The sequence below is a fragment of the Pseudonocardia sp. WMMC193 genome (assembly GCF_021728735.1).
Taxonomy (GTDB): domain Bacteria; phylum Actinomycetota; class Actinomycetes; order Mycobacteriales; family Pseudonocardiaceae; genus Pseudonocardia; species Pseudonocardia oroxyli.
This window is the reverse complement of the sequence record NZ_JAKKDO010000003.1, coordinates 3,335,666-3,349,610: the sequence shown is the minus strand read 5'-3', so window position 1 is coordinate 3,349,610 and position 13,945 is coordinate 3,335,666. Positions and strand designations below refer to the sequence as shown.

Sequence of the window (13,945 nt, the reverse complement as noted above, 5' to 3'; positions counted from 1 at the left end):
CCTGGGTCCGCAGGGCACGGCCTAGGATCACCCCATGCCGCCCCGGCTCTCCGCTCTGGACGCGTCCTTCCTCTACCTCGAACAGCCGACCACCCCGATGCACGTGGGCGGGGTCGCGGTGTTCCGGAAGGGGCCCGAGGGGCTCGACTACGACCGGCTGGTGCGGCTCGTCGAGCAGCGGATCTCGCTGGTCCCGCGCTACCGGCAGAAGGTCCGGCACGTCCCCGGCAACCTCGCCCGCCCGGTCTGGGTGGACGACACGGACTTCGACACGGCATACCACGTCCGCCGCTCCGCGCTGCCCCGCCCGGGCACCGACGCCCAGCTGTGCGAGCTCGTCGCGCGGCTGATGTCGCGCCCGCTCGACCACACCCGGCCGCTGTGGGAGATGTACCTGGTGGAGGGCCTGGCCGACGAGCGCGTCGCCGTCGTCACCAAGACCCACCAGGCCATGGTCGACGGGATCTCGGCGATCGACCTCTCCCAGGTCATCCTGGACGTCTCGCCGGAGGCGAAGCCGCGGGCCGAGGAGGTCTGGATGCCGCGGCCCACGCCGTCGGACGTCCGGCTGGTCGCCGAGGCCATCGGCGAGGCGGTGTCACGGCCCGGCGAGATCGTGGACAACGTCCGGGCCGCCACCGGGGACGCCGTCGCGACCGCCACCAAGGTCGCCGGGATGGCGGGCAAGCTGGTCACCATGGCGTGGGCGGCGACGCGGCCGGTGCCGGGCACCCCGCTCAACGTGGAGGTCTCCACCCAGCGGCGCTTCGCCGTGGCGCGCACGAACCTCGAGGACTACCGCGCGGTCCGCGCGGCGCACGACTGCACGGTCAACGACGTCGTGCTGTCGGTGGTCGCCGGGGCGCTGCGCAGCTGGCTGCTCTCCCGGGGCGAGCCCGTCACCTCGGGGGCGACGGTCCGGGCGATGGTCCCGATGTCCGTGCGCGGGGACGCGGACGTGCCCAGCTCGGCGGGCACCCTCGGCAACCGGGTGTCGTCCTTCCTCGTGGACCTGCCGGTGGGCGAGCCGAGCCCGGTCGTGCGCCTGCACCACGTGGCACACGCCATGCGGGAGCACACCTCGACCGGCCGCAACGTCGGCGCGGACACCCTCGTGCGGATCGGCGGGTTCGCCCCGCCCACCCTGCACGCGCTCGGGGCGCGGGCGGCGAGCGGCATGGCGCGCCACATCTTCAACCTCGTGGTGACGAACGTCCCCGGCCCCCAGTTCCCCCTCTTCGCGGCCGGAGCGCGCATGCTGGAGATGTTCCCGGTCGTCCCGCTGGCGAAGGGACAGGCCCTGGCCATCGGGCTGACCAGCTACGACGGCGGGGTGTACTACGGGTTCAACGGCGACCGGGACGGCATGGCGGACGTCGAGGTGCTCGCCGGCATGGTCGACGAGGCGTTGGACGAACTGCGAGCGGCGAACAGGTAGGAGACGAAGGTGCGGATCTATCTCCCCGGGACCTGGCCGATGCTGCGCACGCTGGTCAAGACGGGGAAGTTCGACCCCATCGGCGGGACGGCGTTCGCGCTGACCCCGCGGCTGCGGGAGTCGTACGTGGCCGGTGACGACGAGGAGCTCGAGTACGCGGCGATGAGCGAGGCGGCCCGGGCGTCGCTGCGGCTGTTGGCGGTGGAGCTGGGCCTCGGCGAGGACGTTCCCGCCCGTCGGGTGGTGCTCGCGGCCGACATGGACGCCACCCTGCGCCCCGATCTGGACGACGGCGCCGTCCGGATCACCGGCTCGGTCCCGATGTCCGCGATCGCCGCCGTCCACGTCGACGGCGAGGAGGCCGAGCACGCCGTGCGCGAGGCGGCGGGCGTGGTGGACAAGGCGGACCTGGGCGACCTGGACGCGGAGTTCCTGGTCGGCGAGGCCGAGGACCACGAACTGGCCTGGTACAGCCCGGAGGAGGTCGCCTTCCTGGTCGACCTGGGCGACCTCTAGCCGGGGGCTCCACACTGCTCAGTCGCGGAAGTCGGGGGCGCGCTTCTCGAAGCCCGCGGCCACCGCCTCCTTCTGGTTCGGGCTGCCGATCAGGGCGCCGATCTCGGTCTGCTCCGCCGCGAGCTGGGTCGAGACGTCCACCCGGCCGGAGCTCTCCAGCAGGCGCTTGGCGGCGCGGACGGCGTGCGGGCTGACGGCGGCGATCTCGCGGGCCAGCTCCAGCGCCGCCTCCCGCGGTGCGTCCGCCACCCGGGTGGCCAGGCCGATGCGCACGGCCTCGGTGCCGCTGACCCGACGTCCGGTGAAGGTCAGCTCCTTGGCCCGGTCGCGGCCGACGAGCTCGGGCAGCACCTGGGTGCCGGTCATGTCCGGGATCAGGCCCCAGCGGATCTCGAGGACCGACAGCACGGCGTCCGGCGCGACGATCCGGATGTCGGCCCCGAGCGCGATCTGCAGGCCGCCGCCCAGTGCGTTGCCGGTGACGGCGGCGATCACCGGCATCGGCAGCGTGGTCCAGACGTGGGCTGCGCGCTGCCCGGTGGCCTGGGCGGGCCCGTCGGTCGGGGGCAGGTCCGCGGTCGCGGAGAGCCGCTGCCCGTCCCGCATCGCCTGGAAGGACCCGAAGTCCAGGCCCGCGCAGAAGTCGGGGCCCTCGCCGGACAGCACGACCGCGCGCACGCCCGGCTCGTCTCGCAACCGCTCCCCGGCGAGGACCAGCCCCTCGAACATCGCCGGGTCCAGTGCGTTGCGCTTGTCCGGCCGGGCGAGCCGGACGTCGGCCACCCCGTCGGTGATCGCGATCGTGATCCGCTGCTCGGACATGTCCTACCTCCCTGTGAACCGGGCGGGGCGGCGCTCCAGGAACGCGGCGACCCCCTCGGCGTGGTCCTCGGATGCGAAGCACTCGGCCAGGGCCGCCCGGGTGGCCGTGACCTGGTCGGTCATATCCCGTCCCGCCCCCGAGAGCACGAGCTCCTTGGTGCGCGCGAGGGCGAACGGTGACGCCGTGGCGATCCGGCGGGCGAGGTCCTCGGCGGCCGCGGTGAGCGCGTCGGGCTCGTGGACCGATTCGACGAAGCCGAGCTCCAGCGCCCGGGCGGCGTCGAGGTCGTCTCCCGTGTAGAGCAGCGCGAGCGCGGTCGACAGCCCGATCTGGCGCGGCAGCAGCCACGAGCCCGCGCCGGTGTCGGAGACGAGCCCGCGGTGCACGAAATTCCAGCGGAACCGGGCACGGGTGGACACCAGACGCAGGTCGGCCTGGGTGGCGAGCTCCGCGCCCATCCCGACGGCCATGCCGTCCACCGCGCAGACCACCGGTTTGGGGCAGGCCATCAGCGGCGGGATCCCGGGTGCGCGCTCGCCGCCCGCCCCGCGGTCGTCCGGGGCCCGAGACGCCAGGTCGGCCAGGTCGATGCCGGCACAGAAGCTGCCGGGCACCCCCGTCACGACGAGCACCGCGACCGCGGGATCGGCGCCCGCCTCCGCGATGCGCGCGGTGAACTCCGCGAGCATCGCGAAGGTCATCGCGCCCTTCTTGGCGGGCCGGTCGATCGTCAGGGTGGCCACGCCCGCGGCCACCCCGTAGCGGATCTCGTCCATCCGACCCCTTCCCAGCGACTTCTCCGAGGGGCATCCTAGCTGAACGATCGTTAAGGAGATTCCGTGGATTTCGCGCTTCCCGTGGAGCTGACGCAGACGCTGGACGATCTCGATGCGTTCATCGAGGCCGAGATCGTGCCGCTGCAGGCCCAGGACGACAACGAGCGGTTCTTCGACCACAGACGGGAGTGGGCGCGCACGGACTTCGAGGCGGGCGGCACCCCGCGGCGGGAATGGGAGGAGCTCCTGCGCGAGATGCGCCGCCGCGCGGACGCCGCGGGCTGGCTGCGCTACGCCCTGCCGAAGTCGGTGGGCGGGCGGGACGGCTCCAACCTCGACATGGCCGTGATCCGGGAGCACCTGGCGCACAAGGGCCTCGGGCTGCACAACGACCTGCAGAACGAGTCCAGCGTGGTCGGGAACTTCCCGTTCGCGCACATGCTGCTGGCGTTCGCCACCCCCGAGCAGGTCGAGGAGTACATGGAGCCGATGCTGACCGGGCGGGCCCGGATCGGCTTCGGCCTCACCGAACCCGACCACGGCAGCGACGCCACGTGGATGGAGACCCGCGCGGTCCGCGACGGGGACGACTGGATCCTCAACGGCGCCAAGCGCTGGAACTCCGGCATGCACTCCGCCACCCACGACGTGGTGTTCGCCCGCACCAGCGGGGCCGACGGGGACGGGCGCGGGATCACCGCGTTCTTCGTCCCGACCGACACCCCCGGCTTCTCGGTGGACTTCCACTGGTGGACGCTGAACATGCCCACCGACCACGCCGAGGTCACCCTGACCGACGTCCGGGTCCCGAACTCGGCCGTGTTCGGCGAGGAGGGGCTCGGGCTGGCGGTGGCGCAGACCTTCGTGCACGAGAACCGGATCCGCCAGGCCGCCTCCGGGGTCGGGGCGGGCCAGTTCTGCATCGACCGCGCGGTGGCCTACGCCCGCGAGCGGATCACCTTCGGCGCGCCGCTGGCGACCCGCCAGGCCGTCCAGTGGCCGCTGGTGGAGCTGCAGACCGAGGCCGAGATGCTGCGCGGCCTGGTCCGCAAGACCGCGTGGGAGCTCGACCGGGTGCCGCACATGGAGATCAGCGACAAGGTCTCGATGTGCAACTACCGGGCCAACCGCTTCGTCTGCGAGGCCGCGGACCGGGCCATGCAGGTCCACGGCGGGCTCGGCTACTCCCGCCACACGCCGTTCGAGCACATCTACCGCCACCACCGCCGCTACCGGATCACCGAGGGTGCCGAGGAGATCCAGATGCGCAAGGTCGCGGGCTACCTGTTCGGCTTCGCGGGGCCGAACAAGATCCGGTCGTGACCGCCGAGCTGGAGAAGCGGCTCGCGGCGCGGCTCGGGCGAGACGTCGAGGGGCTGGTGCGGCTCACCGGGGGCGCGAGCCGCGAGACCTGGTCGTTCACCGCGGGGGGCGAGCGGCTGATCCTGCGCCGCGACCCGCCGGGGACCGACCGGCCCGCGGGCATGGCCCTCGAGGCGCGGTCGATCGCGGCCGCGGAGCGGGTCGGCGTGCCGGTACCGCACCTGGTGGACCACGGCACCGACCCGGACGTCCTCGGGGCGCCGTTCCTGATCACCCGGCACGTCGACGGCGAGACCCTCGCCCGCAGGCTGCTGCGCGACGAGCGGTACGCCGCGGTCCGGCCGCGCCTGGCCGCCGAGCTGGGCCGGGCCGTGGCCCGGGTGCACCGGATCCCGCCCGCGGAGGTCCCGGGCCTGCAGGCGCGCGAGCCGCTGGCCCACCTGCGCGCGACCTACGACGAGCTCGGCGAGCCGCTGCCGTCGGTCGAGATCGCCCTGCACTGGTTGGCACGCAACCGGCCCGCGGACGTCCCGGAGACCGTGGTGCACGGGGACTTCCGCAACGGAAACATGATCATCACGGAGGACGGACTGGCGGCCGTGCTCGACTGGGAGGCCGTGCACCGCGGCGACCCGCGCGAGGACCTCGGCTGGCTGTGCGTGAAGTGCTGGCGCTTCGGCGAAGCCCCCGCGGTCGGCGGCTTCGGCCCGCTGGAGGACCTGCTCGACGGCTACGCCGAGGTCGCGGGCACCCGTCCGGACCCGGAGGCCGTGCGCTGGTGGCAGGTGTACGGCACCGCGCGCTGGGCCGTCGGCTGCCGGGCGATGGCCGAGTTCCACCTGTCCGGGACCACGCCGTCGGTCGAGCTCGTCGCCATCGGGCGGCGGGTGTGCGAACAGGAACACGACCTCTTCCTCGCCCTCGGGCACCCGGCGGGCGACCCGACCGTCGAGCCCGCGGCGCCCTCGGACCTGCACGGCCGCCCCACCGCGGCGGAGCTGCTCGACGCGGTGGCGATGTTCCTGCGCGAGGAGGTGCTGCCGACCCCCGGCCGCACCGGCTTCCACGCCCGGGTGGCGGCGAACGTCGTCGACACCGTGGCCCGGGAGATCGCGCTGGGACCCGCGCAGGAGCGGGCCCACGCGAGGCGGCTGGCGGCGTTCGGCGCCGCCGACACCGCCCAGCTCGCCGCGGCGATCCGCACCGGGCTCGTCGACTGGGCGGACCCGGCGCTGCTGGCCGCGGTGCGCGCCGACATCACCGACCGGCTGCGGACCGCGAACCCGAAGTACCTGACCTTCCCCGGATAGGAGCGACACGGCATGCTCATCGGCGACGTGCTGTCCTTCACCGCCGCCCGCCGCGCGGACGAACCGGCCCTGGTCTTCGAGGACCGCACCTGGACCTACGCGGAGCTGGACCGCGAGGTCCGCAGGCTGGCCGACGGGCTCACCCGCCACGCCGAGCCCGGGGACCGCATCGCGATCCTCACCGAGAACAACGCCGAGTACGTCCAGGCCTACTACGGCGTCCCGGCGGCCGGGATGGCGCTGGTGTTCCTCAACTACCGGCTCAGCCCCCGGGAGGTCGCGCTGAACCTGGAGGACTGCGCGCCCACGGTGCTCATCACCGAGCGGAAGTACCTGGAGACGGCCCGGCGGGCGAGCGCGGACGTGTCCTCGATCCGGACGCTGGTCTGTCTCGACGGGCCCGCGGACGGGGCGCTGACCTGGGCGGATCTCCTCGGCGACGACGTCGACCCGCCGCGCGTCGACGAGACGTTGCCCGCCTGGCTGATCTACACCTCCGGCACCACGGGCCGGGCGAAGGGGGCGGTGCTGACCCACCGCAACGTCGTCGCCGCCGTGCTGAACTCGCTGATCAGCTGGGAGCACGACCACGATCCCGGCGTCTCGCTGATGCCCTGGCCGCTGTGTCACATCGCCGGGTACGGCGTGCCGATGGCCCACCTCCGGGGCGACGCGATGGTGCTGCTGCGCCGCTACGACGCCGTCGGCTTCCTGGAGGCGGTGCAGACCCACCGGGTCCGGCAGACCTCGGTGGCCCCGACCATGATGGCGATGCTGCTGCGGCACAGCCGGTTCGCCGAGTTCGACCTGTCCTCGCTGCGGCGGATCAGCTACGGGTCGGCGCCGATGCCGGCCGCCGTGCTGCGCGAGGCGATGGCCGCGCTGCCGACCGTGCGGTGGCAGACCGGGTTCGGCATGACGGAGCTGGCGGGAAACGTCGTCTGCCACGGCAGCGCCGACCACGTGCGGGCCCTGGAGTCCGACGAGTCGCTGCTGACCAGCGTCGGCAAGCCGCAGTACCTCACCACGGTCCGGATCGTGGACGAGGAGGGCCGGGAGGTCGCCGACGACGAGGTCGGCGAGATCGTCGTCCGGGGCGACCAGGTCTGCGCGGGCTACTGGAACCGGCCCGAAGCCACCGCCGAGGCCGTGCGGGGCGGCTGGTTCCACAGCGGCGACCTGGGCCGCCGGGACGCCCGCGGCTACTGGTACGTCGTGGACCGCAAGAAGGACATGATCCTCACCGGCGGCGAGAACGTCTACAGCCGCGAGGTCGAGGAGGTCCTGTTCCAGCACCCGGACGTCGCGGCTGCGGCGGTCGTCGGGCAGCCCGACGAGGTGTGGGGCCAGCTCGTCGTCGCGGTGGTCGAGGCCCGCGAGGGCCACACCGTCACCGAGGAGGGCGTGCGCGGGTTCTGCCGCGGCCTGCTGGCGGGCTACAAGATCCCGCGGCGGGTGCTGGTGGTCCCGGAGCTGCCCCGGACGACCAGTGGCAAGGTGCGCAAGCCGGAGCTGCGCGCGCTCGTCGCCGAGACGGCCGAGCCCGCCGAGAGTCCCGAGACCCCCGAGATCGCGGCCCGGCGTGGCTGAACCGGCGTTCCGCGGAGAGGAGACACCCATGGTCGGCGACGAAGGCGCGATGGAGCTCGTGGCCTCCGGACTCGAGTTCCCCGAGGGCCCCATCGCCTGCGCGGACGGCTCGGTCCTCCTGGTCGAGATCAAACGCGGCACGCTCTCGCGCGTGGCGCCGGACGGGGCGATCGAGGTCGTCGCGGACCTGGGCGGCGGGCCCAACGGTGCCGCCGTGGGGCCGGACGGGGCGGTCTACGTCTGCAACAACGGCGGCTTCGAGTGGCACGACCGGGCCGGGATCACCGCGCCCGGGCAGCAGCCCGCGGACTACAGCGGCGGCCGGATCGAGCGGGTCGCGCCCGACGGGGCCGTCACCACCCTCTACACCGAGGTGGACGGGCGGCCGCTGAACGGACCCAACGACATCGTCTTCGACCGCGACGGCGGGTTCTGGTTCACCGACCTCGGCAAGAACCGCGGGCGGGACATGGACGTCGGTCGGGTCTGCTACGCCCGCGCCGACGGCACGCAGATCGTCGAGGTCGTCCACCCGATCATGACGCCGAACGGGATCGGGCTGTCCCCGGACGGCTCCCGGCTCTACGTCGCCGAGACCCAGACCGGCCGGGTGTGGGAGTGGGAGGTGACCGGGCCCGGCACGCTCGGGCCTGCGGGCGGACCGCCCCGCGGGCCCGCGGGCGCGAACCTGCTCCACGGCTTCGGCGGCTTCCAGCTGCTGGACTCGCTGGCGGTCGACGGCGCGGGGAACGTCTGCGTCGCCACCCTGGTCACCGGCGCGATCAGCGTGATCCGGCCGGACAGCACGCTCGACAGACAGGTCCCGGTCCCCGAACCGGACCCGTTCGTCACGAACATCTGCTTCGGCGGCGACACGGCGTACGTGACGTCGTCGGGGCGCGGGCTGCTGTACCGGACGGACTGGCCCTACCCGGGCCTCGACCCGGCCTTCTCCGCATGACCGCGGGCAGCCTGGCCCCCAGCGTCCGGACCGCGGCGATGGCGCTGCTCACCGCACCGGGCGGGGAGTTCGCCCTGGTGGACGCGCAGGTGCGCGGCGTGCCGTGGCGGGTCTTCGAGCGCGGCCCGCACACCCTGCGCGAGCTGGCCGAGTTCGCGGCCGGAACCTGGGGTGAGCGCGTCTTCACCGTGTACGGGCACGAGCGGGTCACCTACGCCGAGCACGCGGCGCAGGTCCGCGGGCTGGCCGCCCTGCTGCGGGCCGAGTACGGGCTGGAGCGCGGTGACCGCGTCGCCGTCACGATGCGGAACCACCCGGAGTGGGCGCCCTGGTTCTACGCCTGCATGGTGTCCGGGCTGGTGATCGTGCCGCTCAACGCCTGGTGGACCGGCCCCGAGCTGCGCTACGCGCTGGAGGACTGCGAGGCCGCGCTGGTCGTCGCGGACGGCGAGCGGGCCGCGTCCCTGGGCGACCCCGGCATCCCGATGATCGAGGTCCGCGGCACGGGCGGGGCCGGGCGCCCGTGGGCCGAGGTGCTCGCGCGCGTGGACCGGGACGCGCCGCTGCCGGACGTGGTGGTCGACCCGGACGACGACGCGACGATCCTCTACACCTCCGGCACCACCGGGCGTCCCAAGGGCGCGGTGGGGACGCACCGCAACCACTGCACGAACATCCTCAACACGCTGCTCGGGGCGCGGGTCTCGGCCACGATCGCGAACGGCGGCGTGCCGCCGGAGCCGGACCCGGCGGCGCCGCAGACCGGCGCGCTGTGCACGTTCCCGCTGTTCCACATCGCCGGGATCACCAGCCTGACCTTCACCCCGCTGGTCGGCGGCAAGCTGGCCACGCAGTACCGCTGGGACCCCGACGAGGCCCTCGAGCTGGTCCGCCGCGAGCAGCTGACCGGCGTCTCCGGCGTGCCGACCGTCGGCAGGCAGTTCCTCGAGCACGCCGCGGGACGGCCCGGGCTGGAGACCCTCACCGCGCTGAGCATGGGCGGGGCGTCGATCCCGCCGGACCTCATCGGGCGGGTGGACGCCCAGTTCACCTCCGCCGTCGCCCCCGCGAACGGGTACGGGCTCACCGAGACGACCAGCGCGGTGGTGGCCAACTCCGGAGCGGACTACGTCCGCCACCCGGACAGCGTCGGGCGCTGCCAGCCGGGCACCGACCTCCGCGTCGTCGACCCGGGCACGGGCGAGGACGCCCCGGAGGGCGAGGTCGGGGAGCTGTGGTTCCGCGGGCCCAACGTGGTGCGCGGGTACTGGAACAACCCCGAGGGCACCGCGGCGGCGTTCACCGACGGCTGGTTCCACACCGGCGACCTCGGCTACGTCCGCGAGGGCTGGGTCTTCGTCGTCGACCGGATGAAGGACGTGGTCATCCGGGGCGGCGAGAACATCTACTGCGCCGAGGTCGAGGCGGCGTTGTTCGAGCACCCGGCGGTGGCGGACGTCGCGATCGTCGGGGTCCCGCACGAGCGGCTCGGCGAGCAGGCGGTGGCCGTGGTCACCACTCGCGCCGAGGTCACGGCCGCGCAGCTCCAACAGCACGTCCGCGAGCGGCTCGCGGAGTTCAAGGTGCCCGAGCGGGTCGTGTTCCGCGCGGAGCCGCTGCCGCGCACCCCCAGCGGCAAGGTCCTCAAACGCGAGCTCCGCACGGAGGTGGCACCGTGACCGAAGACGTCCGGTACGAGGTGGACGGGCACGTCGGCATCCTCACGATCGCCCGGCCCGAGGTGCACAACGCGTTGCGCCGCAAGACCTACGACGAGCTCGAGCAGCTCGTCCGGGACACCGGCGAACGCTGCCTGGTCCTCACCGGGGAGGGGCGTTCCTTCTGCTCCGGGGACGACGTCCGCGAGCTGATGGGCGGCGGCGACCCGGCGAAGCGGCCACCGCGCCCCGCCCCGCGGCTCACCCCGGCCGCGGGTGCGCTCCTGCGGACGAACGTGCCGATCATCGCGGCCGTGAACGGCGCGGCGGTCGGCTGGGGCATGGAGCTCGCCCTCATGGCGGACTTCCGCGTCGCCGCGCGCCGGGCCCGGTTCGGCGAGCTGTTCGTCAAGCGGGGGCTGTGCAGCGACGTCGCAGGCATCTCCCGGCTGGCGCAGCTCGTGGGTCGGGAGAAGGCGGCCGAGCTGCTGTTCACCGGAGAGGTCGTCGACGCCGCGGAGGCGGGCCGGATCGGGCTGGTCGGGCGGGTCGTCGACGACGAGGCGCTGCTGCCGACCGCGCTGGACCTGGCCCGGCGGATCGCGGGCAACCCGCCGTTGGCGGTCGCCGCGCTCAAGGCGGGGCTGCGCGAGGCCCTCGACCCGGACTGGACGGACCTCGGCAGGTGGGTCGGCACCCGGCTCGGTGAGCTGTTCCAGACCGAGGACCACCACGAGGGCGTGGCGTCCTTCCTGGAGAAGCGGGAGCCGAGGTACGTGGGCCGGTGAACGAGCCGTCAGCACGGCGCCTGCGCGCAGCGCCGAGCCCGCGCAGCGGGGGAGAGCGGTGAGCAGCACGCTGACCGGCCTCGACGCGGCGCGGGTCGAGGACTGGCTGGTCGCGAACCTGCCCGGGTTCGCCGGACCCGCCGAGTTCAGGCTGGTCGCGGGCGGACGCTCCAACCTCACCTACCGGGTCACGGACGCCGCGGGCCGCGGCTACGCGCTGCGTCGCCCGCCGGTGGGCGGGGTGCTCAGCACCGCCCACGACATGGGCCGGGAGTGGCGGTTCGTCTCGGCGATGGTCGGGACCGGTGTCCCCGTGGCCACGCCGCGGGCGCACTGCGCGGACCCGGCCGTGACCGGCGCCGAGTTCACCGTCATGGACTTCGTCGACGGCCGGGTCCTCGCCGGGGTGGCGGACGCCGAGGCGTTGTCGCCGCAGGCCAGGGCGCGCGCGGGCGAGCACCTGGTCGAGGTGCTCGCGGCGCTGCACGCCCTGGACCCGGACGAGCGCGGCATCCCCGGGTCGCGCCGCGGGTTCGTGGAGCGCCAGCTCGCCCGCTGGCACGGACAGGTCCGCGCCTCCGGGGTCGAAGGCGCCGAGCTGGCACTGTTCGACGAGGTCCACGCGGTGCTGGCGGCACACGTGCCGCCGGAGACCCGCGGGATCGTGCACGGCGACTACCGCCCGGGGAACCTCTCGTTCGCCCCGGACGGGACGGTCGTCGCGGTGTTCGACTGGGAGCTCTCGACCACGGGCGACCCGATGGCGGACGTCGGGTACCTCGCCGCCTGGTGGCAGGACCCCGGCGAGCCGCCGCGCGAGGGCGCCGAGCCCGGGGTGACCACCGTCCCCGGCTTCCCGACGCGGGCGCGGATGCTGGAGCACTACGCCGGGCTGACCGGACGGGACGTCTCCGGCGTCGGGTACTGGATCGCCTTCCACCGCTGGCGCTCGGCGGCGATCGCGGCCGGGGTGCGGGCGCGGTACCTGTCGGGCGCGATGGCGGACGACGGCTACCTCGACCGCGTCCGGGCCGACCAGGCCGCGGGCCGCCTCCTGGCCGCCCCCGCCGAGGAGGCCCTGCGGTCCGCGGGCCTCACCTGAACAGCGAACGGCGCGCTCGCTCCCACCTGGTGAGCGAGCGCGCCGTTCGCCGGGTCAGGCGGGGCCTGCCTTCTCGACGCCCCGGAACTCGGGGCGGTCGGAGAGGGCGGGGCGGAAGGTGAGGACGTCGCCGCTGAGGGCGACGGGCGCCTGGGGGTAGAACAGGACGCCGTCGAGCACCTGGTCGGAGACCTCCTGCATCATCTGCCGGAAGATCGCGGCCCGCTGCTGCTGGTCCGTGGTGGCCAGCACCTCGGCCTGCAGCCGCTCGATCGTCGGGGTGGAGATGCCGCTCGGGTTGTTGAAGCCGGTCGGCATGTAGCGCAGCTGCGTCGTCTGGGCCGGGTCGGCGCGCCCGCCGCCGGACCCCATCAGCAGGTCGCCCTCCTTGCGGGCGAAGAACACGTCGGTGAGCTGCTGGCCCTCCATGACCCGGGTCGTCATCGTGACCCCGACGGCCTTGAGGTCGGCCTGCACCGCCTCGGCGATCCGGATGGAGTCCGGGCTGGTCGGGATGAGCGCCTCGAAGGTGAACCCGTTCGGCAGGCCCGCCTGGGCCAGCAGCTGCCGGGCCCGCTCCGGGTCGTAGGGGTGCGGTTCCGCGGGCAGGTCCGCGTTGTGGGCGAAGCTCCAGTCCGGCAACGGCTGCTCGGAGACGGTGCCGTACCCGCGGAACACCGAGTCCACGAGGGCCTTGCGGTTGATGGCGTGGGCCAGCGCCTGGCGTACCTCCACCCGCCCGAACTCCGACCGCGCCCGGTTGGGGTGGAAGAAGTAGAAGTTGTTGGAGCGCCCCCGCTCGAGCCGCAGGCCCGCCGCCTCGGCCTCGGGGACCTGGTCGGGGGCGATGGCGGCGCCGTCGATCTCACCGGTGCGCAGTGCGTTGAGCCGGGTGGCGGGGTCGACGTAGATGTACATGTCCACGCCGCCGACCTTCACGGCCGCCGGGTCCCAGTACCCCTCCACCCGGCGGTACTCGATCTTGTTCTGCGGCTGGTAGGACGTCACCCGGAACATGCCCGCGCCGACCGGCGCCTGGTCGAGGTCGGGGTTGTCGAACGCCGCCGGGCTCACCATCGCGCCCGCGCGGTCGGAGAGGATGCCGAGCAGCGCCGCGTTCGGCGTGGACAGCACGAGCCGCACCGCGGACGGGCCGGTCACCTCGACCGACTGCACCGCGGCCAGTTCGTTGCGCACCGAGGACCCCTCGACGGTCTTGGCGCGCTCGATGTTCGCCTTGACCGCCGCCGCGTCGAACGGGGTGCCGTCGTGGAAGGTCACGCCCTCGCGCAGCCGGAGGTCCAGGGCCTTCCCGTCGGGGCTGAACTCCCAGGAGGTGGCGAGCCCGGGCACCGGGTTCAGGTCGTAGTCGACGTGGACCAGCCGGTCGTAGGTGAGGAACAGGAACGTGTTGTCGTAGCTCGACGTCGCCCGGTGCGGGTCGAAGCGGGAGAGCCCCACGATGTGGGCCCAGCCGAAGATCGCGTCGGGATCGGCGGGTCCACTCGGCCCCCCGGCCCGCCCGCCTCCGCCGGAGGACAGTGGCGCACAGGCCGCCACCAGCGCCAGCAGCAGGGCGGTCGCCACCGCACGGATTCCCAGTCGGATGCGCCTCATCGCGCCCCTCTCTCCTCGTGGACGAACGGAAGGAACACGCGGC

At 73.9% G+C, this 13,945-nt stretch carries 12 protein-coding genes; 9 read left to right on the top strand and 3 right to left on the bottom strand.

What is annotated here, in order from left to right; translation table 11 throughout:
- Positions 1 to 34: 34 nt before the first annotated feature.
- Positions 35 to 1,438 carry a wax ester/triacylglycerol synthase family O-acyltransferase gene (locus tag L3X23_RS17340; RefSeq protein ID WP_237193167.1) on the top strand — a complete coding sequence of 468 codons (1,404 nt, stop codon included), beginning with the start codon at positions 35 to 37 and terminating at the stop codon, positions 1,436 to 1,438.
- A gap of 9 nt (positions 1,439 to 1,447) precedes the next feature.
- Complete coding sequence (locus L3X23_RS17335) at positions 1,448 to 1,954, top strand: hypothetical protein (RefSeq protein ID WP_237193166.1); 507 nt, start codon at positions 1,448 to 1,450, stop codon at positions 1,952 to 1,954.
- 18 nt (positions 1,955 to 1,972) lie between these two features.
- Here L3X23_RS17335 and L3X23_RS17330 read toward each other — a convergent pair whose 3' ends face one another.
- A complete protein-coding gene (locus L3X23_RS17330) occupies positions 1,973 to 2,776 on the bottom strand; it encodes a crotonase/enoyl-CoA hydratase family protein (RefSeq protein ID WP_237193165.1) in 804 nt (267 codons plus the stop codon).
- A gap of 3 nt (positions 2,777 to 2,779) precedes the next feature.
- Complete coding sequence (locus L3X23_RS17325; protein ID WP_237193164.1) at positions 2,780 to 3,553, bottom strand: enoyl-CoA hydratase/isomerase family protein; 774 nt, start codon at positions 3,551 to 3,553, stop codon at positions 2,780 to 2,782.
- A 63-nt stretch (positions 3,554 to 3,616) separates the two neighbouring features.
- Between L3X23_RS17325 and L3X23_RS17320 the strand changes: the two genes are divergently transcribed.
- The 7 genes from L3X23_RS17320 to L3X23_RS17290 are packed head-to-tail and all read left to right on the top strand — an operon-like array spanning position 3,617 to position 12,285.
- Positions 3,617 to 4,876, top strand: coding sequence for an acyl-CoA dehydrogenase family protein (locus tag L3X23_RS17320; RefSeq protein ID WP_237193163.1), 1,260 nt, complete (start codon positions 3,617 to 3,619; stop codon positions 4,874 to 4,876).
- Positions 4,873 to 6,186, top strand: a complete 1,314-nt coding sequence (locus L3X23_RS17315) for a phosphotransferase family protein (RefSeq protein ID WP_237193162.1) — start codon at positions 4,873 to 4,875, stop codon at positions 6,184 to 6,186. Before L3X23_RS17320 ends, L3X23_RS17315 begins: the two co-directional genes overlap by 4 nt.
- Before the next feature lie 12 nt (positions 6,187 to 6,198).
- Entirely contained in the window at positions 6,199 to 7,776 is a 1,578-nt protein-coding gene (locus tag L3X23_RS17310) for a class I adenylate-forming enzyme family protein (protein ID WP_237193161.1), read from the top strand.
- Between the two features lie 28 nt (positions 7,777 to 7,804).
- Positions 7,805 to 8,737 carry an SMP-30/gluconolactonase/LRE family protein gene (locus tag L3X23_RS17305; RefSeq protein WP_237193160.1) on the top strand — a complete coding sequence of 311 codons (933 nt, stop codon included), beginning with the start codon at positions 7,805 to 7,807 and terminating at the stop codon, positions 8,735 to 8,737.
- Positions 8,734 to 10,416 carry a class I adenylate-forming enzyme family protein gene (locus L3X23_RS17300; RefSeq protein ID WP_237193159.1) on the top strand — a complete coding sequence of 561 codons (1,683 nt, stop codon included), beginning with the start codon at positions 8,734 to 8,736 and terminating at the stop codon, positions 10,414 to 10,416. The genes L3X23_RS17305 and L3X23_RS17300 overlap by 4 nt, the downstream gene beginning before the upstream one ends.
- Positions 10,413 to 11,183 carry an enoyl-CoA hydratase/isomerase family protein gene (locus tag L3X23_RS17295; RefSeq protein WP_237193158.1) on the top strand — a complete coding sequence of 257 codons (771 nt, stop codon included), beginning with the start codon at positions 10,413 to 10,415 and terminating at the stop codon, positions 11,181 to 11,183. Before L3X23_RS17300 ends, L3X23_RS17295 begins: the two co-directional genes overlap by 4 nt.
- A gap of 58 nt (positions 11,184 to 11,241) precedes the next feature.
- Positions 11,242 to 12,285: a phosphotransferase family protein gene (locus tag L3X23_RS17290; protein WP_237193157.1), complete on the top strand. Its 1,044-nt coding sequence runs from the start codon at positions 11,242 to 11,244 to the stop codon at positions 12,283 to 12,285.
- Between the two features lie 54 nt (positions 12,286 to 12,339).
- Here L3X23_RS17290 and L3X23_RS17285 read toward each other — a convergent pair whose 3' ends face one another.
- Complete coding sequence (locus L3X23_RS17285; RefSeq protein WP_237193156.1) at positions 12,340 to 13,902, bottom strand: ABC transporter substrate-binding protein; 1,563 nt, start codon at positions 13,900 to 13,902, stop codon at positions 12,340 to 12,342.
- Positions 13,903 to 13,945: the final 43 nt, after the last annotated feature.